This is a genomic window from Rhodomicrobium lacus (assembly GCF_003992725.1).
GTDB classification, from domain to species: Bacteria; Pseudomonadota; Alphaproteobacteria; order Rhizobiales; family Rhodomicrobiaceae; genus Rhodomicrobium; species Rhodomicrobium lacus.
The window spans coordinates 1-22712 of record NZ_RZNF01000017.1 but is presented as its reverse complement, the minus strand read 5'-3'; the positions used below and the strand labels follow the sequence as shown (position 1 = coordinate 22712).

Genomic DNA, 22712 nt, shown 5'->3' with positions numbered 1-22712 from the left:
GCTTCATCGATCGGGTTGGTTCAACCCGATCGATGAAGCCGTCTCTGAACTGCAAGAAGAGACCGTTACCCAATCTGATTGCGATCCAATCAGATCGGACGCCTCAAGACCGGCTGATTGGAAATCGGGCTCGCTTTCCGCGCGCACCGGGGATTGCCTTGCGCGTGTCAATTCTGGATGCGTGCCGGTCAGAAAGCGCCGAACGACTTCAGGCTGAGATGGCCGTCGCGGCCAAGGATGATGTGGTCGTGTACCGTGACGCCGAGCTTCTGGCCGACCTCGGCGATTTCCCTTGTCATGTCGATATCGGCGCGGGATGGCGTCGGATCGCCCGACGGGTGATTGTGCGCGAGGATGATGGCGGAAGCCGACAGTTCGAGCGCGCGCTTCACCACCTCGCGCGTGTAAACGGACGTATGGTCGACAGTGCCGCGCGACTGCACCTCGTCGGCGATCAGCTTGTTGCGCCGGTCGAGAAACAGGATGCGGAACTGCTCGCGATCCTCGAACGCCATTGCCGAGCGGAGATAATCGAGAACCGTCGACATCGAAGCCAGTATCGGCCGCTTTTTCACCTCTCCCTGCGCCGTGCGCAGCGCCGCCGCCTGCACGATGCGGAACTCGGTGACGACGGCCTCGGTCACGCCTTCGACTTCGAGCAATCGCTCGCGCGGAGCGTTCATCACCTCCCCGAACGAGCCGAACCGCGCGAGGAGTTGCTTTGCAAGCGGCTTCACGTCCCGCCGCGCAATGGCGCGGAAGAGCACCAGTTCCAGAAGTTCGTAATCCGGCAGCGACGCGGCCCCACCCTCAAGGAAACGCTTCCGCAGACGGTCGCGATGGCCCCAGTAATGCGGCGTGGGGCGCGGGGGTTGAGGCGGCGGAACACTCGCATCCGCTTCAAGGGTCAGGAGTTCGAAAAGCGGGCTTTCTTCGAAACAGTTCGCCATGGCTACGCACAACACCACGCAAAAGCGGAAACTTAGTTTCAACAGCAAGAATAAACATCAGATTTTTTGAAAAGAAAAGCGGCATTTAGGCATGACCCGCGCCTTCATGCGCTCATCCCGCGACTTGTGGCTGGCCAAATACAACGAGCGCCGTTGGAGAAGCGAGGCGCGAGGGGCCTCGCTGCCCGCCCAAGCGAGTCAGGCTCCAGAATATGAGACCCCAGCGGGTCAGGCTCTGATGAGCTTCGGCGCCGGCGCCTTCTTCGACGGGCGATGCTTGAGGAACAGCGGCACGACATCCTCAGCCTTTTCAACCACGATATAGCGCGTGTCGAGGCCGGGCCGGATGAACAGCTGTTCGCGCATCCGGTCGAACAGGGCCAGCAGCAGATCCCAATAGCCCGCTGTGTTCACGATGAACACGGGCTTGTCGTGATGGCCGAGCTGCGTCCAGGTGAGCTGTTCGACGAGTTCTTCCAGCGTGCCGACGCCACCGGGCAGGGCCACGAACCCGTCGGACAGGTTGAACATGAGCATCTTGCGCTCGTGAAAGCCGTTGGTGACGTAGCGCTCGCTGATCGTTTCGAGCGCGTTCTCGATTTGAAGGAGCGAGGCCGGAATGATGCCGGTGACGTGGCCGCCATTGTCGATGACCGTCTGGGCGACCGTGCCCATCATCCCGTTTCCGCCGCCGCCATATACAAGGCCGATCCCCGCCTCGGCCATCGTGCGGCCAAGCGTTTTCGCCGCATCGAGAAAGCGCGGATCGCGCCCGGAGCCGGAGCCGCAATAAACACACAAACGCTTCATTTTCACTGCCTTCATACCGCCGCTACCACATCCTGAGCGTGTCTTTTCATGAGCTTACCAGCCCGGAACTTGCCCGCCGCTTAAAGCTGCGGGCCTCGCCCCCGAACGGGAATCCGCCTATATGGAGAGAAGACGCCGCCGCAGCCATACACCCGCCGAACCCCGAAGTTCCGGCTTCTCCGTCAACGAGGCCTTTTTTGCATCACCACGCATCGCGATCCGTCCCGCCAGAAAAACACGGCAAGACCGACCATAAAGCCATCATTCGCTATCTTCTGCCGTTCGCGTGGCCGAAGGGGCGCGCCGATCTGAAGGTGAAGCTTGTGCTGGCTGCGCTGGCGCTCGTGGCGGCCAAGGTCGTGACCGTCCTCATGCCCGTCACCTACAAATATGCAGTCGACGCGCTGACGGCCATGCCGAAGACGGACGGCGCGCAAGCGGCGTGGGCGATCGCAGCGGTGCCGCTTTTCATGACGCTCGCCTATGCGGGCGCGCGCGTTTCCATGACCGGGTTTCAGCAACTTCGCGACATGCTGTTCGCACCCATCGAGCAGAACGCGACACGCGCGCTGACGACGAGCGCCTTCCGCCATGTGCACGACCTGTCGCTTCGCTTCCATCTCGACCGGAAGACGGGCGGCCTCACGCGCGTTTTCGACCGTGGCAAGATCGCGGTCGACCTCATCATTCGCATGGGTATCTTGAATCTCGTGCCCACGATCCTGGAAGTGCTTTTCGTGTGCGTGCTCTTCGGCTGGTATTTCGGCTGGCCCTTTGTTGCCATCGTGCTGGCGATGATCGCACTTTATACGTGGTACAGCATCGCGGTCAGCGAGAAGCGGATCGCGATCCGCCGCGAATATATCGAGGCCGACACCGACGCGACGACAAAGGCGGTCGACAGCCTTCTCAATTACGAGACGGTGAAATATTTCGGCAACGAGCGCTGGGAGGCGGACCGCTTCGACCGCTCCATGCAGCGCTACGAGCGGGCCAGCATCAAGACCGCGACTTCGCTCGCCGCGCTGAACTTTGGACAGACCGTCATCTTCACGGCGGGTCTGGCGGTCGCGATGGCGCTTTCGGCGCACGGCGTTGCGACGGGCGCGATGACGGTGGGCGATTTCGTGCTCATCAACGCGGTCTTCATCCAGCTTTACCAGCCGCTCAACCTGATGGGCGTCATCTATCGCGAGATCAAGCAAGCCTTCGTGGATATCGAAGCCCTTTTCGAACTCATCGGCGAGAAGCCGGAGGTGAAGGACAAGCCGGGCGCAAAGCCGCTCATCGCGGGCGCGGGCGCGATTCGCTTCGAAAACGTCGCGTTCAGCTATGACGGCGTCCGCCCGATCCTGCGGGGCGTCGATTTCGAGGTACCGCCCGGGCACATGGTGGCGCTCGTCGGGCCGTCCGGCGCGGGCAAGTCGACGATTTCGCGGCTGCTCTACCGCTTCTATGACGTGAAGACGGGGCGCATCACCATCGACGGGCAGGATGTGCGCGACGTCACACAGGACTCATTGCGCGCCGCGATCGGCATCGTTCCTCAGGACACCGTGCTCTTCAACGACACCATCGAGTACAACATCCGTTATGGCCGCGTCGACGCGACGGACGCCGAAGTGCGAGAGGCCGCGCGCATGGCGCAGATCGACGGCTCCATCAAGCAGCTTCCGCAGGGCTACAAGTCGATGGTCGGCGAGCGCGGGCTGAAGCTGTCCGGCGGCGAGAAGCAGCGCGTCGCCATCGCGCGCACGATCCTCAAGGGGCCGCCGATCCTCATTCTCGACGAGGCGACATCCGCGCTCGACAGCTTCACGGAAAAGGAAATCCAGTCGGCGCTCGACAGCGTTGCGAAAGGCCGAACCACGCTCGTCATCGCGCACCGGCTTTCGACGGTCGTCGGGGCCGATACGATCCTCGTGCTGGACAAGGGCCGCATCGTCGAGCGCGGAACGCATGCCTCGCTGCTTGAAGCGAGGGGGCTTTATGCCGCCCTCTGGATGCGTCAGCAGGAAGCGGAGGAGGCGCGGAGGAAGCTCGCGGAGATGGTTAACGAAGGGGCGCTTCCGCCCGTGGAGCCGAACGCGAGCAATGCGGCACTCCCTGCCCACACGCTTGAGGTGTAATCCCGCAGAAGCTGTGACCTTGAAGAAACAGCCGGAAATAAGGTCGTTACTTCAAGGACTTGAGGTGCGCACCGCTCTGCTTTTCCACAAGCTGTTCACGCTTCGGCTGTGCCCGGCGAAAGCACACGCTTGCGTTGCGGTTTCGTTAATGCCACAGCTTTTTCAGTAACGTGTAAAGCTTCTCTGTGGCAACGTAAGCGGGAAAGTTATGTCAGTTGTAAAGTCAGTTGGTGGGGCCGCTCTCGGTTTGATCCTCGCGACCCAAACGGCCCATGCGGCCGATCCGTATTATGGCGGAGGCTATGGCGGATACAAGGATCCCTATCCCCCTCAGCCCGTCTTACCCATCCCACTCTGGCAGGGTTTCTATATCGGCGGCAATATCGGCGGCGCCTGGTCCTCGATCGACACTGCCAGCAACGTGGTCTTCATCAACGGCACATCGACCGTCCTGTCTGACCGAACCGTGGACGGGTCCGGTTTTCTGGGCGGCCTTCAGCTCGGCTACAACATCCCGATCGGCAATTTTCTCTGGGGCATCGAGGGCGACATCGGTGGCCTCGGCAATGATGCGAGCAAGAGTTTCGCAATCAATACGGTCCCGGCGAGCGTTCTGTCGGTGTCATCGGATGGCGGCTGGTATGGCGACGTCACGGTGCGAGGCGGCTTTCTCTACGGCGCCGCGCTGATCTATCTCAAGGGCGGGTTTGCCTTCTACACGGGCGAAACCAATGTGACGCTCGTGACGGATGGCATCGCCGCGCTGCGTCAGTCGAGCGGCACGTTCACCGGATGGACGCTCGGCGGCGGTCTCGAATATCAGGTGAGCCCGCGCTGGTCCATCAAGGCGGAGTATCTTTACTTCGACTTCGGAGACAGTACGTTCAACTTCGATGACAATCAGTTCCACAACGACATGTCGGTCAGTACATTCAAGATCGGCTTCAATATCTTCCTGAACGGCGTCGGGCCGCTCTATTAGGGCGTCCGATCTACGGCATTGCCGCGGTAGAAACCGGGCCGGTTGTCCGGCCGACGCAGCCGCCTTTCGCCGGGCCGGCTGGGCCGGACAGCGCCGGTTTCTACCGCGGCGAAGTCGACTGGCCGGGCTCCTCGCCGTCGCGTCCGGCAGGGGCGGTGCGGATAAGGCAAAACGCTGTCGCAGCGGCAAGCCCGATCGAGGCGGAAACGGCGAAGGTGCCGGCGCCCAGCCATTCCATGAGCAGACCGAAAAGCAGAGGCGAAGCGGCCTGCGCCATTCTCGACGGTACGCCGAGGATGCCGAGCCGGTAGCCGTAGTTTTCGGAACCATAGAGCGCGAGCGGCACGGTTCCTCTCGCGATGGTGAGAATGCCGTTCCCCGCGCCGTGGAGAATGGCGAACATTGCGATGCCAGGCAGGCCGAAAAACAGAAGCGCAACCCCGAGCGGATGCAACCCGGCCGACAGCCTCGCGGAGGTGAGAGGATGGGCGCGCTTGAACAAGGTCGCCTCGGCTATGCGAGCACCAACCTGCGCGGGCCCGATCAGCATCCCGGCGGCGATGGCCTGCGTGCCCGTCGCCCCGAGATCCTGCAACAGGCGCGGGAGGTGAGCGGCCATTCCCGTGGAAATGGTCCAGCCCGCCGCAAAGGCAAAGCCGAGCAGGATCATCGTCCGGTCGATTTCGATCTTCGGCGCCGGATCGGCCTGCGCGACCCGGTCACCCCTTTCGGCGCGCGGAAGCATCGCGTTGAGCGGCACGCCGATGAACAAATGCGCGACCGCCCATATCACGCAGGTTTCGCGCCACCCCACGGCAGCAAGGCCCCAGGCGGTCAACGGCCATCCGACCGTGCTGGCGAGACCGCCCATGAGGGTTACGCCGGTGATCGCAGACCGGGCCGTCGCCCCGTAGATGCGCGCAAGTGTCGCGAAAGCGGCGTCGTAGAGGCCGAAGCCCATTCCCGCCCCCATGAACGCCCATGCGAGCCACACCCAAACCCGATCCGAGGCACCCGCCATGAGGAAAAGTCCGGCGGCAAAGAACGCGTTCGACAGCATGAGCACCGCGCGGCCGCCGAACCGGTCGATGGTGCGTCCGACTTTCGGACCCGTAAGAGCGGAAATCAGCAGTGAGAACGAAAAGGCGGCGAATACGCCGTTTACCGACATTCCCGTGCTCGCAGCGATAGGCTCGGCGAGGATCGCCAGCAAATAATAACTCGATGCCCAGGCCAGCGTCTGTGTTGCGCCGAGCGCGAGTATCACGCCGAGACGGGAGGAGGCGTTCAACACGCGCGCTCCTTCGGGGAGGTTTCGATCACGATGAGAGGTTCGTCTCGTTTCGCCGGTTGGGCCGAGGGATTGCAGGACCGCGCCACATTCGCGGGGAGCCGATGTGACGTCAAGCGCGCCGGTGAAGACTTGTTTTCAACCGTCCATGGAGTGCAGCAGCCGATCCGTCTTGATTTTGGCGTCCCGAGCGGCCATTCTCCGGCACATTCACAGATCGCTGCGTTTCTCTTCGTAATCTCAAGACGCACATCCGGCTTAGATGGCGTTTTGAAAGCGCAGCGGCATTTCATTGGCAGGAGTTATGTCGAAAGAAGAACTACTGGAATTTCCTGGTATCATAAGCGAACTTCTCCCCAATGCGACGTTCCGGGTGAAGCTCGACAACGGCCACGAAATCATAGCGCACACCGCCGGGCGCATGCGGAAGAACCGCATCCGTGTGCTTGCCGGGGACAAGGTTTTGGTCGAGATGACGCCCTATGATCTTACCAAGGGACGCATCACTTATCGCTTCAAATAGGGGAACGGCCCTGAAGCAACAACCTGAAGAACGTGGCCATTCCGCCGCCGTGCAATCGGCTGCGCGCAAGCTTCTCGTTCTGGCCAGCGCCTCGCCTCGCCGCCTTGCTCTTCTTGAGCAGGTTGGCATTGAACCAGACGCGCTTCGTCCGGCGTCCATCGATGAGACGCCGAAAAAAGGCGAGGCTCCCCGCTCCTATGCTCAGCGGCTTGCACGGCAGAAGGCCCTCACCGCCAGGGAGAGGCTGGAGCGAGAGCCGAACCTCGCCGGGGCCTTCGTTCTCGCCGCCGATACGGTCGTCGCCGTCAATCGCAAGATCATCGGCAAGCCGGATTTTCTCAATGAGGCTGCCGCCGCCCTTCAAACGCTCTCGGGCCGCTCGCATCGCGTCTTCACCTCTGTTTGCCTCATCACGGATACAGGCTCCGTGAAAATGCGGACCGTCGAAACGCGCGTCCGTTTCAAGCGCCTGTCGGCGGAGGAGCTTGACAGCTACCTTGCCAGCGGCGAATGGCGCGGCAAGGCGGGCAGTTACGCAATCCAGGGGATTGCAGGCGCGTTCGTGCAGAAGATCGTCGGCTCCTATACCAACGTCGTCGGGCTCCCGCTGATCGAGGTGGTGCAACTTCTGACCGGCGAGGGTTTTCCCGTTTATTTCAACTGGCTCAATCGCGCGGACGTCGACTCGCTTTGAGAGCGCGAAAGGAAAATCGGTAGCTGCGCACGGGAATGATCGAAATGGATAAGGAACGGGCGCGGTGGTCCGAAGACGCCGAAAGCGCAACCAGAGCAGCCCTCGATGAGTTCGAAGCGCTGCCTGCCGCCGATTTTCTTGCTCTGAAAAACATCGATGGCCGTTTCGCAACCCTGTCGATCGAGAACTGGCTCGCGAGACGTGCGAGAATCGTCGACCGTGCCAACGGCGAGGAGATGTCATTTGCCGATACGGACGAACTCATAGGCGCCGGATGGGTGATCGATTGACCGACGGCGAGGCTGACCGCTCTCTGTGCGTCATCTGCGGGTTGCATCCGCAAGTGCCGGAATACAAGCCGTTTTGCTCGCGGCGCTGTGCGGACGTCGACCTTCACCGCTGGCTCGGCGGCGTCTACGCGATCCCCGCCACGCCCGATGAGGATGACGATGAGAGCGAGGCGAACGGGTAGCGCAAGGGGAACCGGTTTCCTGTCTCGACACCAGGCGCCGCGCGATTTTGCGATTCGGAGAGAAGCGAAAACGCCTTGGCTTCGCCTGCGTAAAATCAGAGGAGATCAGTCCGTCTCGTGGAAGCCTGCTTCGACGAGCGCGGTCAGCGCTTCGAGCGCTTCCTCGGCCTCCGATCCCTCCGTCTCGATGGAAAGGATCGTGCCCGGTCCGGCGCCCAGCATCATCAGGCCCATGATCGAACTGCCGCTCACCTTCTGGTCGTCCTTCGTAACCGTAACTTCCGCGTCGAACTTCTCGGCGGCCTTGACGAAAGCGGCAGAAGCGCGCGCGTGAAGACCGCGCTTGTTCACGATGGTGACTTCGGCGAGGCATTGATAGATGCCATCCGCGCCGAGGATTCGCGGTGTTTGCCGTGCCGAGGTCTTTGGCATTGTCATGCGAGAGGCCGCTTTACTGCGCGCTGAGCACAAGGCTCGCGACGTGGATATATTTACGACCGGCTTCCTGCGCCTGTTTGAGCGCGTCCGCAAGAGTAACTTCCTCACGGATGCGTGCGAGCTTGACGAGCATCGGAAGGTTCACACCCGCAATCACCTCGACGGACCCCGCTTCCATCACCGAAATCGCGAGGTTGGAAGGAGTTCCGCCAAACATGTCCGTCAGGATGATGACGCCGTCTCCGCTCTCGACTTTCCTGGCGGCGGCGAGGATGGCGTTTCGCCGCTCTTCCATGTCGTCGTTGGGGGCTATCGATATTGCAGCGATCTGCTGCTGCGGGCCGACCACGTGTTCAAGCGCGGAAACAAATTCCCTTGCCAGATTGCCGTGCGTTACAATGACAAGGCCAATCATCGTCTTTCCAAAGGCTCGCGCGGTAATCTATCAGCTGGATTCATTCTGAAGCGCATCGAATTAACGTTCAAGCTCTATATACGTTCTAAAGTGGACAAAGTCGGTTACCTGCCGTCATCCTCGAAGCGTCCTTGCAGCGCAAGCGCGAGTTTCATCGGTGAGGACATCTCGAACGGGTCGAGCGCGATCCGGCGGACGGCAACCCCCAGAACGTCTTCCCAATCGATGCTTTCGGGGAAACGAGGCAGATCGCCCACGGCGCCCAGGTCGACGAGAAGCCGCAGATGCGCGGTGCCTTCGATCAAGGGCGGTGGAAGATTGGCGATGCCGAGAGTGCGGACTTCCATCTTCCCGGCTATGGTCTCGGGAGAGGTCGCGTGAATTTCGCCATCGACGCGGCGAAGGCGCGCGCCATCGTCGGCGACGAGCCGAGGCCTGACGCCAAGCGCGTCGCCCGGCAAAAACAGGAAACGAAGCGCGAGGTCCGATTTGCCCGCGCCCGATGCGCCGCGCAGGAGCGCCGCCGCTCCGCCGAGCGCAACACATGTTCCGTGAACGACGATCCCATCCATCAGCGCCTCATTCCAGCGGGCAGGCGGGCAGGCGGATCACGAAGCGCGCGCCCCAGCTGTAACGTTCCTTCACTCCGCAGGCGAACGCCTCCTCCCGCGTCGGGACGGGAGTACGCGCGGCCGCACCGCCCCATGCCGGGCGATTCGGGTTCAAGGGCTTCGGTGAGGTCCGGTTCTCTGCCCAGATGTGCCCGCCATGCGCTTTCACGATCTGCTGCGAGATGTTGAGCCCGAGCCCGGAATTCTGGCCGAACGATTCAGGGCGGTCCGTGTAGAAGCGCTCGAAGATCTTTTCGAGGTTCTCATCGCGTATGCCGGGGCCCTCGTCCTCCACGCTGATCTCGATTTCGTCCTTTTTCGGCAGTCTTCGCGCGCTGACATAGATCGAGCCGTTCTTCGGCGAGAAGGAGATCGCGTTGTCGAGGAGGTTCGCGATCACCTGGCTCAAGCGGCTGTCATTGCCGTTCGCGATGAAGCGACGCGTCTCGACGAAGTCCTTTTCGGTCGCGCATCCCTCCACATTGAGCACGATGCCGATGCCGCTTTCACGGCGGACCTCCCGCTGAATTTCGCACAGCGTTTGCAGCAGCTTGGCCATATCGACTGGCTTCGCCATCTCGCGCGCGAGTTCCGCGTCGAGCCGGGAAGCGTCCGAAATATCCGTGATGAGACGGTCGAGACGGCGCACATCGTGCTTGATGATTTCGACGAGCTTGTCGCGGTCCTCGTCATTCTTCACCCGCGGCAGCAAACTCGCCGCGTTTCTGAGCGACGTCAGGGGATTTTTCAGCTCGTGCGAGACGTCCGCGGCGAAGCTTTCGATGGCGTCGAGCCGCGAGTAAAGCGCGTTCGTCATGTCCCGGAAAGCGCGCGAGAGATGGCCGATCTCATCCGGACGGTCGCTGAAGTCGGGGATCTGCTCGCGGTTCTTGATGTTGCGGCGGACGCGTTCTGCGGCGACCGCAAGGCGGCGCATCGGTTCGGCGATGGTGCTCGCGAGGAGCAGCGACAGGATCGCGGTCACCACGGCGACAAGCGCCGCCACCTCGACGATCTGAAGCCGGTCGCGGGCGATCATGTCGTCGATGTCCCCGCCCTGCGCCGTGAGGAGGAGCGCCCCGAGCGTGGCGGAATCGCGCTGGATCGGCACGGCGATGGATATCACGATGTCGCCGGACTCGCTCACGCGGATAAGCGGCGCCAGACTGCCCGCGAGCGCGACGCGAACTTCCTCGTAGGACTTTCCGTCCGCGCCGAACTCCTTGTAGATCGGCAGATCGGACGTCCAGAACTGGCCGCGAAGCCACGCCCAGATCGTGCTGAAGAAGTCGGGATCGCCTTGCGACACGCCGCCGTCGGCTGCACGGCTTGCGGGAGCGCGCGTATAAAGGTTCAGGCTGTCGGAGATGAGCGTGCCGTAAGGGTCGAAAACGCGCGCCCGCGTCTTCGTCGGCCCGACCAGATCGCGCAGCATCGGCGAGACGACCTCCGGGTCGACACGAAATGAGAGGTCGGGATTGGACAGCCCCGAGGACGCCGCCAGCCTGTCGTCCGCGCGCGAGCCATAGGCCGTATCACCGCCGTTCTTGCTTGTCTGCGCGATCGCCGTGGCGATGATCTGCGCCTGCGTCGTAAGGTTCTCGACACGGGTGCCGATGAACTTCACGCGGTACTGGTTCAGGTACAGGATGCCGCTCACCAGAACGGCCACGCCGACGATGTTGATGACGATGATGCGGCGGGTGATGCTGTTGAATCGGTAGCGGCTGAAAAGATGCCGCCCGGCGCGCAGCAAACGCAGACGAAGCGCGCGGCCCGGCCGCCTGACGCTCGCCGCTTCCCACCACCGGGACATATCGAGGACCATTTTCAACCCGGGTCCGAAAGATCTGACGCGGCCGGAACACCTGTCCGGCGCCGCGTCTCATTGCAGCAGCAGACTCTCATCTTTTCAGAACGACCGCAACGCCGCGTGCTATTCCTTGAAGCGATAACCCACACCGTACAGCGTTTCGATGACATCGAAATTGTTGTCGGCCACCTTGAACTTCTTCCTGAGGCGCTTGATGTGGCTGTCGATGGTGCGGTCGTCGACATAGACCTGATCGTCGTAGGCGGCGTCCATCAGCGCGTCGCGGCTTTTGACGACGCCGGGGCGCGTCGCGAGCGCCTGAAGGATCAGGAACTCCGTCACGGTGAGCGTGACCTGCTTGCCGTCCCAGATGCAGGTGTGGCGTTCGGGATCGAGCTTGAGCTTGCCGCGCTCGATGATCTTCGACGAATCCTCCACCTGCGCCTGAGCCTCGCGCGGGGCGCTACGGCGCAGGATCGCACGAACACGCTCGACGACCAGACGCTGGGAGAAGGGTTTGCGGATGAAATCGTCCGCGCCCATCTTGAGGCCGAACAGCTCGTCGATTTCCTCATCCTTCGAGGTGAGGAAGATGACAGGCATCTCGGTCTTCTGGCGAAGGCGGCGCAAAAGCTCCATCCCGTCCATGCGCGGCATCTTGATATCGAGTATCGCGAGATCAGGCGGATCGTTCGTGATTCCGTCGAACGCGGAAACGCCATCCGTATAGGCCAGGATCTTGTATCCTTCCGCCTCCAGAAGCATCCGCAGCGAAGTCAGGATGTTACGGTCGTCGTCGACGAGAGCGATTGTGGGCATCAGCGATCCAAGGTTGCTTTCTGTTTGCCGGTAAAGTTTCTGTTGCCGAAATACCTCTATGCAGAAAAAATCATAAAGCGCAACCAACCCACCGTTCCATGATGGCGGAATTGCGGAGCTGCAGTCAATTTTCCATTTAAGGTTTCGTTAACGTCATTGACGGCTAGCACGAGGACAAAAAGTAGCAGTCAAGTTTTTTTGGTCAATCAGCCCCGCGTTAGTTTGACCGATTGCGAAGCGCGAAAATTGAGCAAAGTACAGCGTCAGGAGCGGTGGACTGTTACCGTGCGGGCGTTCAGGTGTTATCCTGACCCGCGTTTTTGCGAGACCGCTCGCTTTGAAATTCAACCTTGATGCCCTGGAGATGAAAGTGCCTTCCTCAAATTCCTCTTCCCCTTCCAATCAATTGGCGGCGCCGGATCTCCAGCGGGCAGTACTTCATAACGGGTCCGTGGCGGCCCTTTACGAACAGGCGATTCGCCGCGGCGAGGGTCAGGTTACGGCCACGGGCGCTTTCGCGACGGTGACGGGCCTGCATACGGGACGGTCGGCAGCGGACAAATTCATCGTGCGGAACGCCGAGACGGAAGGCACCGTCTGGTGGGACAACTCGAAGGCGATCTCGACCGAACAGTTCGATCTTCTCCACAAGGATTTCCTGGCGCACGCGGCCGAGAAGAACCTTTTCGTGCAGGATCTGTTCGGTGGCGCCTCCGAGGACCATCGCGTTTCGGTTCGCGTTTTCGCGGAATATGCGTGGCACGCGCTCTTCATCAATCATCTTCTGATCAACCCGACACCGGACCAGCTTCGCACCTTCACGCCGAAGCTCACGATCATCGATCTGCCGAGCTTCAAGGCCGATCCGGCGCGCTACGGCGTGCGCAGCGAAACGGTCATCGCCTGCGATTTCACGCGCGGCCTGATTCTCATCGGCGGCACATCGTATGCGGGCGAGATCAAGAAGTCCGTCTTCTCCTATCTTAATTACGTGCTGCCGCCGGAAGGCGTGCTGCCGATGCACTGCTCCGTCAGCGAGGGCAAGGCGGGCGACGCGGCCGTGTTCTTCGGCCTTTCCGGCACGGGCAAGACGACGCTCTCCACCGATCCGCTGCGCACCCTTATCGGCGACGACGAGCACGGCTGGTCGAAGAACGGCCTCTACAACTTCGAAGGCGGCTGCTACGCGAAAGTCATCAAGCTTTCGAAGGAGAACGAGCCCGGCATCTATCACGCCGTGTCGCAATGGGCGGCGGTGCTCGAAAACGTGGTGCTCGACAAGGACACGCGCGAGCCGAACTATGCGAGCGACGCGCTGACCGAGAACACGCGCGGCGCTTATCCCATCTCCTATGTTCCAGGCGCGAGCCTCGAAGGAATCGCGGGCCAGCCGAAGAACATCCTGATGCTCACGGCGGATGCGTTCGGCGTCCTGCCTCCGATCTCGAAGCTGACGCCCGGCCAGGCCGTCTATCACTTCCTTTCCGGCTACACCGCGAAGGTGGCGGGCACGGAAAAGGGCGTGACCGAGCCGACGGCGACGTTCTCCACCTGCTTCGGCGCACCGTTCATGTCGCGTCATCCCACCGTGTACGGCGACCAGCTCCGCAAGCTCATCGCCGAGCACAAGGTGAACTGCTGGCTCGTGAACACGGGCTGGACGGGCGGCAAATACGGCGTCGGCAAGCGCATGTCGTTGCCTGCCACGCGCGCGCTCGTGAACCTCGCGCTGTCTGGCGGCTTCGACGCCATCGAGTTCGTGCAGGACCCGGTGTTCGGGCTTCTCGTTCCGACCGAAGCGCCGGGGGTCGATTCGCGGATTCTCAACCCGCGCGAGACATGGGCCGACAAGGCCGAGTATGACGCGACCGCGAAAAAGCTCGTCGCGATGTTCACCGAGAACTTCAAGAAGTTCCAGCCGCTCGTCGAGGCGGACGTGGCCATGATCGCGCCCGCGCTCAAGGCGGCCGAGTAACGTATCGTTCCGCGCCCCGCGAGTGCCTGTCCGGCGCTCGCGGGGCGTTTCGTCCCCAGAGCGTAGCTGCCGGGGTTGAATCGGGCCCTCCCTGCTCGCCGCAGCGGCGCCGAGCGCAGGCGCTCGCCAGCTTTCGTTACAATCCGCACCGTTGCTTTCGGCCGAGTTCCCGCCTAAGCGTTTCGAGCGAAGTGGAGAAAACCGCCTCGCCTGAGAAAGCGCGTTGCATCGGGGGCGAGACCCTTTCGATGAAAACGCAAGACCTGCTTCAGGCATATCCGGGAAGCGGAAGGCCGTTTCTCGAAAGGCATGCCTTCAAAAAGGGACGGGCTCACGCGCGATCAAGCTTCGCACCGCGATCTCGGCAAAACGCATGGAAGCGATCACGGTCAGCGTTCCCCGCGCCCACGGCGACACCTCGCGGCTGGCCGCCGTCGACGTCGCCGTAGCAAAGGGATTGCGTGCTCTTGCTTATCGTCCCTATGCGGCGGTGCTCGGTCTCGCACTTCTTTGCGCCTTGCTTTTCCTTCCGGGCATAGCGTCGCTTCCGGTCACCGACCGCGACGAGGCCCGCTTCGCGCAGGCCACGAAGCAAATGCTGGAAACGGGCGATTTCGTCGACATCCACTTCCAGCAGGAAACGCGCTACAAGAAGCCTGTCGGCATCTATTGGCTGCAATCGGCGGCGGTGACGGCGGCTGAAAGCGCGGGCGCGACCCTCTCCGACATCTGGGCCTATCGTATCCCGTCGTTTCTCGGCGCGCTCGGCGCGGTGCTTCTGACATTCTGGGCTGCGCGCGGCATCTTCGGCCGAGAGACGGCGCTCGTTGCCGCTACGCTATTCGCAACCTGCCTCACGCTATCTTTCGAGGCGCGCATCGCGAAGTCGGACGCAGCGCTCATCGCCGCCATCATGCTGGCGCAGGGGGCGCTGTTCCGGCTCTACATGGCGGGCGATCCTGCCCGCACGCGCGGACTGGCCGCTTTGTTCTGGATCGGGCTTGGCGTTGGCATCCTCATCAAGGGCCCGGTCGCGCCGGGGCTGTCGTTTATCACCGCCGCCGTGGTGCTGATTTTAGACCGTCGCCGCACGTGGCTCAGGAACCTGCACTGGAAATGGGGCGTGCCGCTGCTTCTGCTGCTGACGCTTCCGTGGTTCATCGCCATCGGCGTTTCGTCAGGCGGCGCGTTCTTCAAGACGTCGCTCGGGCAGGACTTCGCGGGCAAGCTCGCGAGCGGTCAGGAGAAGCACTGGGGACCGCCCGGCTTCTATTTCCTCGCCTTCTGGTGGACGTTCTGGCCCGCAGTTCTGTTCGTAACTGGCGGAGCGATTGCCTGGCTGTGGCGGCAGAGGCGCGTCTCGCGTCGCGTGCTGTTCCTCCTGGCGTGGATCGTGCCGTGGTGGCTCATCATCGAGGTCATTCCGACGAAGCTGCCTCACTATGCCCTGCCGCTTTATCCAGCCATCGCCCTGGCCGCTGCGTTCGCCTTCCGCGAGGCGGCGCAGGGATTATCGCGCGCGCGACTGAGCGCCGTTCTGTGGGCGACGCTTGCGACGGCGCAGATCGTGCTGCTTCTCGGGTTGTCATGGATTGCGGAGGCGCCGGCTTTTCCGCTGCTCGCAGCCGTTCTTGTCGCGCTTGCGGCGGTATCGGCTTTCACGGCGGCGTCGGCGTGGGGCAGATATTCCCGCGCGGCCTTGGCCGGCGCGGTCGTCTCCGCCGCGTTGTTCTACACCGCCGCCTTTCGCGTCGGGTTGCCGGGCCTTGAGCCGATCTGGATTACGCGGAGCGCCGCCGCAGCCGCGGAAAAACTGCGGGGATGCGGCGATGCCCCTGTCGCGTTCGGTGGCATCAGCGAGCCGAGCCTCGTCTTCATGAACGGCACGCGCACGATCCTCGGCAGTGTCCCCGGATCGGCCGAAGCGCTTGGATCTGGCGCCGCGCGACTGGCCTTCGTCAACGGCAGCAGGCTCGAAATGTTCGAAAAAGCTTTCGAGGAGAAGACCGGAGCGGCGCCGCGCGTCCTCGGCTGCGTGGACGGCATCAACATCAACGGGCGCGGTCCGACACGCCTTGTCGTCTTCGCGCGGCCCGGCACGGCGGCGCTTCCTGCCTGCGTGCCGGTGCCAGAAACGGAATGCCGCGACAAACAGGCCGTGCGCTGGCGGCGTCTGTTCGATACGAAATTTTGATCCTCTGACTTCCTTTTTGCTGTCTTAATTTTTTATTAATATTTTCTATAAGCTCGAGAGGTTAATTACATGAAACTGCTCATTGCCGCCGCATCCCTTTGTTTTTCTGCAGCTTGCTTCAACGGCGCTCCCGCCGCTTCCCTCCCGCTTCATGCCGTTCCCGCTCAAACGGCACCGCAACCGCTCATGATGGTCGGCTGCAGCTATTCCTACTATGTCGAATGCGAACACAGCACATGGCGCAGCCATCATCGCTGGGGCTCGCGTGGAGATTATCCGTACCGTTGGCGCAGCCACTTCCGCTGGGGCTCTTTCGCGGGAGACGACCCGTGGCACAGCCGCGCGCGCAGCCACTATCGCCCCGGCTCGTATCATCGCTACTGGGCTCCGCGTTACGACGACTGGGAGTGATCGCGTTTCGTCTCACGGGGCGGTCCCCGTCAAACTTCGCTACAATTTTCACGAAACCGCCATTGTTCGAACGCAACCGCGCCCCCCGTCAGGAGCAGTTTTCCCTTCCAAGCAGGAGCCGGTGCCGGTTCGCTTTCTCCGACCCCCCAATGCCCAGAGCCCTCTGGCACCGGTGCCTGCTTGGCCTTTACGCCTTTCCCATAGCGAAAAGCGATGCCGATGCTTAGGTTTCAGGCATCGATTCGGCTCGCACGGGAGACGGCATGAGCGAAGACACCGAGACCGGCATTTTCGTCGGCAAGAGCGTTAAGCCCGAATATCTCAATTTCAAATTCGCCAACCGGCACGGCCTGATCACGGGGGCGACCGGCACCGGCAAGACCGTGACCCTGCAAATTCTCGCCGAAGGGTTTTCGCGGGCGGGCGTTCCCGTTTTCGCCGCCGACATCAAGGGTGACCTTTCCGGCATCGCGGCGGCGGGCGAACCGAAGCCCTTCCTCGAAAAGCGGGCGAAGGAAATCGACCTCGACAATTACACGTTCGAGGCGTTCCCCACGATCTTCTGGGATTTGTTCGGCGAGCAAGGGACGCCGATCCGCGCCTCCATCGGCTCGCTCGGGCCGATGCTCCTTGCGCGGCTCATGGAGCTGAACGAGACGCAGGAAGGCGTGCTGACCATCGCGTTCCGGCTCGCCTCCGACGAGAATTTGTCGCTCAACGATCTCAGCGACCTTCGCTCCGTGATCGCGCTGGTTTCGGAGCGCGCGCAGGAGCTTTCCCAGCAATATGGCAATGTGTCGAAGACGTCCGTCGGAGCCATCCAGCGCCGCCTGCTCGTGCTCGACGAACAAAAAGCCGAATTGTTTTTCGGCAAGCCCGAGCTCGACATCGACGACTTCATGCGAAAGGCGGACGACGGGCGCGGCTATGTCAGCGTTTTCGCCGCCGACAAGCTCATGTCGACGCCGCGGCTCTACTCGACCTTCCTTCTGTGGCTGATGACGGAACTCTTCAACAAGCTGCCCGAGGTTGGCGACGTCGAAAAGCCGAAGCTCGTCTTCTTCTTCGATGAGGCGCATCTCCTCTTCAACGAGGCGCCGAAAGCGCTGCTGGAGCGCATCGAGCAGGTCACGCGCCTCATCCGCTCGAAGGGCGTCGGAGTCTACTACATCACGCAGAACCCGCTCGACGTGCCGGATCGCGTATCGAGCCAGCTCGGCAACCGCGTGCAGCATGGCCTGCGCGCCTTCAGCCCGCGCGAGCAGAAGGCCGTGCGCGCCGCCGCCGAGACCTTCCGCGCGAACCCTGCCTTCAATGCCGAAAAGGCCATTCTCGAACTCGGCACGGGCGAGGCGCTCGTTTCCTTTCTGGAAGGGAAGGGCGAACCGTCCATCGTGCAGCGGACGCTGATCCGTCCGCCCTCGTCGCAGCTCGGGCCGGTCACGCCGGAAGAGCGCAAGGCGGTGATCGAGGCAAGCCCCGTGGTTGGGAAATACGACGAGGAGGAGAGTGCCGCGCCATCGAACGGCGGCAGGACGCGCAGCGCAAACGGAGCGCGTTCCGGCAAGGCTCGAAACGATGACGATTACGAATGGGCGGGCGAGTTTCGCATACCGAAAAAGCCCGGTTCGCCGGACGAACCGCTGCCGCGCGAGGACGATCCTCAGCCCGAACCGCAGCCGAAGGGGCGCGGGCGTGGCGGCGGATACAGTCGCCAGACCTACGGCGAGGCGTTCGGCAAGTCGCTGCTGCGCTCGCTCGGCTCGGCGGCGGGTCGCATCCTTGAGCGCGTGCTGAGGCCAAAATAACCCACCTTACCAATTTCTCATTTGGGATCGCGGCAGCAATCACCAGTTTTCCAAAATGCGCGCTTCGGCAGCTTGACTTTGCCGCCGAAGCGGTTACGTTCATGCTTCGTTCTGTAAATTTTTCGGGTGGCGTTGTGATGGTTACGGGGATCAGACGTTCCTTGCGAGTGGCGTGCGTTGTGTTGGGCGTGGCCTCGCTGGCGGCGATCGGTGGCGCGCATGCGCAAGGCGACCGCAGCGCGCGGCCGGGAGATTTCGATTATTATGTTCTGACGCTGAACTGGTCGCCGACCTATTGCGCGGGACGTGAGGAAGATGGCGGCAATGATCGGGGCCGCACCCGGTACGAGGACAATGGCTATGGCGGCGGCTATCGCTTCTTCGACGACCGCCGCAGCCGCCGCGACAGCGGTACCGAGCAACAATGCAACGGCACCCGTCCCTATGCCTTCGTGCTTCACGGCTTGTGGCCTCAATACGAGCGGCGCGGCTGGCCGGAATCGTGCCGCACGGATTCCCGCCCGTGGGTTCCGAACGAACTGATCGACCGCATGCTCGACATCATGCCGAGCCGTCAATTGGTCATTCACGAATACAAGAAACACGGCACCTGCTCGGGGCTTGATCCGCGCGGGTACTTCGCCGCCGCTCGCAAGGCGTATAGCAGCATCCGCATTCCCGACGAATTCCAGGATCTGACGAAGCCGCTGCGCGTGGGACCGGAAGAAGTGCGACGCGCCTTCCTTGACGTCAATCGAGGGTTGACGCCGGACATGGTGCAGATCGTCTGTTTGCGGAACCGATTGCAGGAGGTTCGAATCTGCATGACCAAGGATTTGCAGCCGCGCCCCTGTGCCGAGGGCGACCAGAAGCGCAGGCTCTGCAATTACGACACCGTGACCATGCCGCCGGTTCGCGGTGGTGGTGTCGGTCCGCAAGGCGGCCAGACACAACGCGGCGACCGGCTGTAGGCTAGGTGAAGAGGTGCCCGGAGGCCGGTTGCGCGGCCTCCGCGTCCAGAGCGGGCCACGTCAGGCTGAGTCCTGCAAGGTCGTGCCGCTCCGAATTACGCCATGACGCTTTAAGATCAGCCTCGCTAGATCCGACCCTGTTTAACGTAGAGAAGCTGATCGACAACCAAGACTTGCAGCTTTGCCGCGTCTGATTTTAACGCATGGCGATTTAGGTCTGCTCTTATGTCCGGGCCGGTCGCGAGCCACTTTTCCGCCGAAGGCGATTGTCTGCGAGAATGTTCGTCGCTCTGACGGCGTACCCGCTTTCTCTTCCTGTCGAACCAGCGTAAGCCCCTCAGCATGCCGCGCTACAAAATCACAATCGAATATGACGGGACGCCCTTTTCGGGCTGGCAGATGCAGGCGAACGGCCCTTCGGTGCAAGCTGAACTCGCGCGCGCCATCATGGGGTTCACCGGCGAGGATGTCATCCCGCGCGGGGCGGGGCGGACGGATGCCGGTGTGCACGCGCGCGGGCAGGTAGCGCATTTCGATCTGGATCGCATATGGCCGCCCGCAACGGTCCGCGACGCGCTGAATTTTCATCTTCGCCCGGCACCCGTTGTCATCCTCGCTTGCGAAGAGGTGGATGAGAGCTTCGACGCCCGCTTTTCAGCCAAGGCCCGACATTATCTCTATCGGATCGTCACCCGCCGCGCGCCGCTTGTGCTCGACCGTGACCGCGCATGGCTGGTCGGCGTCGCTCTCGATACCGAAGCGATGCAGAAAGGCGCGGGCCATCTTCTCGGCTACCACGATTTCACAACCTTTCGCGCCTCGCAATGTCAGGCGAAATCGCCGCTGCGCACACTCGACACGCTTTCCGTCTGGCGCGACGGAGACGACGTGTTCATCGCGACAAGCGCGCGATCATTCTTGCACAATCAGGTTCGCTCGATCGCGGGCAGCCTGAAGCTCGTGGGCGAAGGGAGGTGGTCGCCCGACAGGATGCGGGAAGCGCTCGAAGCGCGAGACCGCACGTCATGCGGCCCGGTCGCCCCCGCCTGCGGCCTGTATTTCATGGCGGTCGATTATTGAAGCGTCGCCAGGGCCAGCCCGAAACGCGGCGAGTGGAACGGAGAAGGCGCCGCTTGCGGCCTGCGCCGTCATGCCGCAAATCGGACGCAGCACGACGCTGTAGATCCTGTGTGCCGGGTTCGATTTGACGCAGGCTGATCTGATCCTGCCGAGTGGGGATTAAGGCGTTGGCCGAAATGTGGGCAGCATTGGCAGTCAATGCCGGCAGGGAAGGCCGGCAGGGAAGGCCGGCAAAAGTCGAAAACGGGGAGCCGCGCCGAGCCACCTCCCCGCATTTCGGGTGCAACATCGGACGGAGGGTTGAAAAAGTGAAGCAATGGATCGCGCGGGCAATCGCCCTCGCTGGACTGATGGGATGCGGCATGACGCAACAGGCGCTCGCCCAACCGGCCGCCGAGCCGCCCGCTGCAGGCGCGGAAACGGGACACCATCCCGGCCATCACGGCTCGTCTGACGGGGCCTTTCACCGCCGTTTCGACGACGCCGCGAAATGGGCCAGGGAATTCGACAACCCCGAGCGCGACAGTTGGCAAAAGCCCGAGGAGGTCGTCGAAGCCCTGCGTCTGAACGGCGATTCGAGCGTCGCAGACATCGGCGCAGGGACCGGCTATTTCTCCGTGAAAATCGCCCGGCGCATCCCGGAAGGCAAGGTCTTCGCGGCGGATGTGGAACCTGACATGGTGCGCTATCTCGGTCAGCGTTCCCAGACTGAGGGCGTTGCCAACCTCAAGCCGGTGCTGGCGGGCACCGACGCGGCTAACCTGCCCGAGCCGGTCGACCTCATCCTGATCGTGGATACCTATCATCACATAGGGCACAGAAAGCCCTATTTTGTGAAGTTGAAGTCCTCGCTCCGGCCGAACGGACGGCTGGTCATCATCGACTTCAAGGCGGATTCCCCGAACGGTCCGCCCCCGGAGCACCGAATTTCCCCTGAAAAGGTGACGGAGGAAATGAGAGAAGCCGGTTACGTGCTCGCTGAAGCGCGCGACTTCCTCCCGAGGCAGTATTTTCTGGTTTTCAAGGCCGATGGCTCTTGAGCGGAGCAAGAGGGCTTCGCGGCCCTCATTTCATCGCCCATGCCCTTTGACGCCACCGAAACCGGCGCCGTTCTTCAGCGGCGCTCAGAAGGGCTGAAATTGCTGAGATGTCCCGCTCGCTCGGCAGCAGCGCGAGCGGCCTTGAGCTTGGCCTTCGTCTTGCCGTGGATGACGATGCGCGACATGAGGCGCGTCATGGCTTCGTTGCCGCAAATCGGGCAAGCGGGCTTCGCGGATGCGCTCACAAGCAATTCCACGTCATTGTCGCATTTGTCACAATGAAAGCCGTAAAGCGGCATTTATGTCTCCTTGGCCGTCGTTACGACGACCGGCATCTTTCATTTTGGTTCAGAATTCGGGCGGAAAGCTCCGCCACCCGGCATTTCAACGCGTTACTAGCATGAAACGGGCCAGATGCCGAGATCGCGAGCGTCGGCATTGGCCCGATCAGTCGACCGGGCCCGATCGGTGAATCCGCCTCTGAATTTTCTGAAAGAGACCGCTTTTTCAGCGTCGGTGTGAATCTTTCATGTTCACGCCCTCGCGAGGGCGCCAGCCGAAAGACGGGTTATCGTTCTCATCCTGCTCGGAGCGAGATCGATCGGCGACACGTTTCGGCGTGGCGACGGCCCATTTTTAACGATTTCTTCCGAATTCCGGCAGGCGCAAGGCAAGGCTGCCAAGATTTGACCCTGTTTCGCAGGCTAACGCTTCAGCGAAGCAATTCGGCTGTAACCTCCGAAGGATCGAAACGATGAACGCACGGACTAAGCCAAGCCACGCGATATTCGGGATCGCATGCGCCATGGTCTTCGCCACTTCGCTGGCGGTAGCTCAGGAGCCTGACGAGCAGAAGGCGCCGAGTGCGGCACCGGCGAGCGAGAACGCCGCGCCGGTTGCTCCAAAGCCCGGCGTCTCCGATCCGGTGCAAGCGCCCAACCCGGTTTCCAAGGATACCGTAGACGCGAAGCCACAATCCGCCGAGCATGCGCATCAGCCTGCGAAGGCTGACGATGCGGCGAAGGTGGCCCAACCCGCCGCCGCCGAAAAGCCTGCCGAGCCCGCGAAGGACGCCGCGAAAGCCGATGAGGCGAAGAAGCCTGTTGCCGAGGCAGTCAAGGCAGAAGAGCCGAAGAAGCCCGAGCATGCGCATCAGCCTGCGAAGGCTGACGATGCGGCGAAGGTGGCCCAACCCGCCGCCGCTGAAAAGCCTGCCGAGCCCGTGAAGGACGCCGCGAAAGCCGATGAGGCGAAGAAGCCTGTTGCCGAGGCAGTCAAGGCAGAAG

The 22712-nt window shown here is 62.2% G+C and carries 22 protein-coding genes and 1 pseudogene; 14 read left to right on the top strand and 9 right to left on the bottom strand.

Annotated features, from left to right (window positions below; all coding sequences use genetic code 11):
- Window positions 1-188: 188 nt before the first annotated feature.
- Together radC and EK416_RS17440 are read right to left on the bottom strand one after the other, a co-directional pair.
- Window positions 189-950 carry a RadC family protein gene (gene radC, locus EK416_RS17445; RefSeq protein ID WP_245434140.1) on the bottom strand — a complete coding sequence of 254 codons (762 nt, stop codon included), beginning with the start codon at window positions 948-950 and terminating at the stop codon, window positions 189-191.
- A gap of 228 nt (window positions 951-1178) precedes the next feature.
- Entirely contained in the window at window positions 1179-1760 is a 582-nt protein-coding gene (locus tag EK416_RS17440) for an LOG family protein (RefSeq protein WP_127079893.1), read from the bottom strand.
- A gap of 197 nt (window positions 1761-1957) precedes the next feature.
- Here EK416_RS17440 and EK416_RS17435 point away from each other — a divergent pair, with 197 nt between their 5' ends.
- Window positions 1958-3889 carry an ABCB family ABC transporter ATP-binding protein/permease gene (locus EK416_RS17435; RefSeq protein ID WP_127079891.1) on the top strand — a complete coding sequence of 644 codons (1932 nt, stop codon included), beginning with the start codon at window positions 1958-1960 and terminating at the stop codon, window positions 3887-3889.
- Window positions 3890-4097: 208 nt separating this feature from the next.
- The gene (locus tag EK416_RS17430) at window positions 4098-4871 is read left to right on the top strand and encodes an outer membrane protein (protein ID WP_127079889.1); all 774 of its coding nucleotides are present in this window, start codon (window positions 4098-4100) and stop codon (window positions 4869-4871) included.
- Between the two features lie 100 nt (window positions 4872-4971).
- Here EK416_RS17430 and EK416_RS17425 read toward each other — a convergent pair whose 3' ends face one another.
- Window positions 4972-6165 carry an MFS transporter gene (locus EK416_RS17425; RefSeq protein ID WP_127079887.1) on the bottom strand — a complete coding sequence of 398 codons (1194 nt, stop codon included), beginning with the start codon at window positions 6163-6165 and terminating at the stop codon, window positions 4972-4974.
- 301 nt (window positions 6166-6466) lie between these two features.
- Here EK416_RS17425 and infA point away from each other — a divergent pair, with 301 nt between their 5' ends.
- From infA to yacG, 4 genes are read left to right on the top strand one after another with little or no spacing between them, the layout of a single operon-like run.
- On the top strand, window positions 6467-6685 hold the full coding sequence (gene infA, locus EK416_RS17420) for a translation initiation factor IF-1 (protein WP_013417974.1): 219 nt from the start codon (window positions 6467-6469) through the stop codon (window positions 6683-6685).
- The gene (locus EK416_RS17415; RefSeq protein WP_127079885.1) at window positions 6645-7379 is read left to right on the top strand and encodes a Maf-like protein; all 735 of its coding nucleotides are present in this window, start codon (window positions 6645-6647) and stop codon (window positions 7377-7379) included. Before infA ends, EK416_RS17415 begins: the two co-directional genes overlap by 41 nt.
- Before the next feature lie 44 nt (window positions 7380-7423).
- Window positions 7424-7669 (top strand): hypothetical protein, encoded by a 246-nt coding sequence (locus EK416_RS17410; protein WP_127079883.1) that lies wholly within the window; start codon window positions 7424-7426, stop codon window positions 7667-7669.
- Window positions 7666-7851 (top strand): DNA gyrase inhibitor YacG, encoded by a 186-nt coding sequence (gene yacG, locus EK416_RS17405; protein ID WP_342634639.1) that lies wholly within the window; start codon window positions 7666-7668, stop codon window positions 7849-7851. The genes EK416_RS17410 and yacG overlap by 4 nt, the downstream gene beginning before the upstream one ends.
- Window positions 7852-7956: 105 nt before the next feature.
- Here yacG and EK416_RS17400 read toward each other — a convergent pair whose 3' ends face one another.
- From EK416_RS17400 to EK416_RS17380, 5 genes are all read right to left on the bottom strand, one after another.
- The gene (locus EK416_RS17400; protein WP_127079878.1) at window positions 7957-8289 is read right to left on the bottom strand and encodes an HPr family phosphocarrier protein; all 333 of its coding nucleotides are present in this window, start codon (window positions 8287-8289) and stop codon (window positions 7957-7959) included.
- A gap of 13 nt (window positions 8290-8302) precedes the next feature.
- Window positions 8303-8704, bottom strand: a complete 402-nt coding sequence (locus EK416_RS17395; RefSeq protein WP_127079876.1) for a PTS sugar transporter subunit IIA — start codon at window positions 8702-8704, stop codon at window positions 8303-8305.
- Window positions 8705-8808: 104 nt separating this feature from the next.
- Complete coding sequence (locus tag EK416_RS17390; RefSeq protein ID WP_127079874.1) at window positions 8809-9276, bottom strand: HPr kinase/phosphorylase; 468 nt, start codon at window positions 9274-9276, stop codon at window positions 8809-8811.
- Between the two features lie 7 nt (window positions 9277-9283).
- A complete protein-coding gene (locus tag EK416_RS17385) occupies window positions 9284-11143 on the bottom strand; it encodes a sensor histidine kinase (protein WP_245434138.1) in 1860 nt (619 codons plus the stop codon).
- A gap of 108 nt (window positions 11144-11251) precedes the next feature.
- The gene (locus EK416_RS17380) at window positions 11252-11947 is read right to left on the bottom strand and encodes a response regulator transcription factor (protein ID WP_013418339.1); all 696 of its coding nucleotides are present in this window, start codon (window positions 11945-11947) and stop codon (window positions 11252-11254) included.
- Between the two features lie 364 nt (window positions 11948-12311).
- On the opposite strand from EK416_RS17380, the gene EK416_RS17375 reads away from it, so the two are divergent.
- The 7 genes from EK416_RS17375 (at window position 12312) to EK416_RS17345 (ending at window position 21426) form a co-directional block, all read left to right on the top strand.
- Window positions 12312-13922 (top strand): phosphoenolpyruvate carboxykinase, encoded by a 1611-nt coding sequence (locus tag EK416_RS17375; protein ID WP_127079872.1) that lies wholly within the window; start codon window positions 12312-12314, stop codon window positions 13920-13922.
- A gap of 373 nt (window positions 13923-14295) precedes the next feature.
- Window positions 14296-16116: an ArnT family glycosyltransferase gene (locus tag EK416_RS17370; RefSeq protein WP_127079870.1), complete on the top strand. Its 1821-nt coding sequence runs from the start codon at window positions 14296-14298 to the stop codon at window positions 16114-16116.
- Window positions 16117-16185: 69 nt separating this feature from the next.
- Window positions 16186-16527, top strand: a complete 342-nt coding sequence (locus EK416_RS17365; protein WP_127079868.1) for a hypothetical protein — start codon at window positions 16186-16188, stop codon at window positions 16525-16527.
- Between the two features lie 263 nt (window positions 16528-16790).
- Entirely contained in the window at window positions 16791-18335 is a 1545-nt protein-coding gene (locus EK416_RS17360) for a helicase HerA-like domain-containing protein (RefSeq protein WP_127079866.1), read from the top strand.
- A gap of 179 nt (window positions 18336-18514) precedes the next feature.
- Complete coding sequence (locus tag EK416_RS17355) at window positions 18515-19306, top strand: ribonuclease T2 family protein (RefSeq protein WP_245434136.1); 792 nt, start codon at window positions 18515-18517, stop codon at window positions 19304-19306.
- 342 nt (window positions 19307-19648) lie between these two features.
- The gene (truA, locus tag EK416_RS17350) at window positions 19649-20386 is read left to right on the top strand and encodes a tRNA pseudouridine(38-40) synthase TruA (RefSeq protein WP_127079864.1); all 738 of its coding nucleotides are present in this window, start codon (window positions 19649-19651) and stop codon (window positions 20384-20386) included.
- A 308-nt stretch (window positions 20387-20694) separates the two neighbouring features.
- Entirely contained in the window at window positions 20695-21426 is a 732-nt protein-coding gene (locus EK416_RS17345) for a class I SAM-dependent methyltransferase (protein WP_245434134.1), read from the top strand.
- A 74-nt stretch (window positions 21427-21500) separates the two neighbouring features.
- Here EK416_RS17345 and EK416_RS17340 read toward each other — a convergent pair whose 3' ends face one another.
- Window positions 21501-21725 (bottom strand): FmdB family zinc ribbon protein, encoded by a 225-nt coding sequence (locus EK416_RS17340; RefSeq protein WP_127079862.1) that lies wholly within the window; start codon window positions 21723-21725, stop codon window positions 21501-21503.
- A 455-nt stretch (window positions 21726-22180) separates the two neighbouring features.
- Here EK416_RS17340 and EK416_RS17335 point away from each other — a divergent pair.
- Window positions 22181-22712: pseudogene (locus EK416_RS17335) on the top strand (hypothetical protein); the annotation flags it as partial.

Excerpts from the sequence above, each read along its gene's own strand:
- EK416_RS17400 (WP_127079878.1), bottom strand. The coding sequence starts at position 8,289 with ATGACAATGCCAAAGACCTCGGCACGGCAAACACCGCGAATCCTCGGC.
- EK416_RS17380 (WP_013418339.1), bottom strand. The coding sequence starts at position 11,947 with ATGCCCACAATCGCTCTCGTCGACGACGACCGTAACATCCTGACTTCG.
- EK416_RS17375 (WP_127079872.1), top strand. The coding sequence starts at position 12,312 with ATGAAAGTGCCTTCCTCAAATTCCTCTTCCCCTTCCAATCAATTGGCG.
- infA (WP_013417974.1), top strand. The coding sequence starts at position 6,467 with ATGTCGAAAGAAGAACTACTGGAATTTCCTGGTATCATAAGCGAACTT.
- EK416_RS17365 (WP_127079868.1), top strand. The coding sequence starts at position 16,186 with ATGAAACTGCTCATTGCCGCCGCATCCCTTTGTTTTTCTGCAGCTTGC.
- EK416_RS17385 (WP_245434138.1), bottom strand. The coding sequence starts at position 11,143 with ATGGTCCTCGATATGTCCCGGTGGTGGGAAGCGGCGAGCGTCAGGCGG.
- EK416_RS17410 (WP_127079883.1), top strand. The coding sequence starts at position 7,424 with ATGGATAAGGAACGGGCGCGGTGGTCCGAAGACGCCGAAAGCGCAACC.
- radC (WP_245434140.1), bottom strand. The coding sequence starts at position 950 with ATGGCGAACTGTTTCGAAGAAAGCCCGCTTTTCGAACTCCTGACCCTT.
- EK416_RS17395 (WP_127079876.1), bottom strand. The coding sequence starts at position 8,704 with ATGATTGGCCTTGTCATTGTAACGCACGGCAATCTGGCAAGGGAATTT.
- EK416_RS17370 (WP_127079870.1), top strand. The coding sequence starts at position 14,296 with ATGGAAGCGATCACGGTCAGCGTTCCCCGCGCCCACGGCGACACCTCG.
- EK416_RS17340 (WP_127079862.1), bottom strand. The coding sequence starts at position 21,725 with ATGCCGCTTTACGGCTTTCATTGTGACAAATGCGACAATGACGTGGAA.
- EK416_RS17360 (WP_127079866.1), top strand. The coding sequence starts at position 16,791 with ATGAGCGAAGACACCGAGACCGGCATTTTCGTCGGCAAGAGCGTTAAG.
- EK416_RS17430 (WP_127079889.1), top strand. The coding sequence starts at position 4,098 with ATGTCAGTTGTAAAGTCAGTTGGTGGGGCCGCTCTCGGTTTGATCCTC.
- EK416_RS17415 (WP_127079885.1), top strand. The coding sequence starts at position 6,645 with ATGATCTTACCAAGGGACGCATCACTTATCGCTTCAAATAGGGGAACG.
- truA (WP_127079864.1), top strand. The coding sequence starts at position 19,649 with ATGCCGCGCTACAAAATCACAATCGAATATGACGGGACGCCCTTTTCG.
- EK416_RS17390 (WP_127079874.1), bottom strand. The coding sequence starts at position 9,276 with ATGGATGGGATCGTCGTTCACGGAACATGTGTTGCGCTCGGCGGAGCG.
- EK416_RS17440 (WP_127079893.1), bottom strand. The coding sequence starts at position 1,760 with ATGAAGCGTTTGTGTGTTTATTGCGGCTCCGGCTCCGGGCGCGATCCG.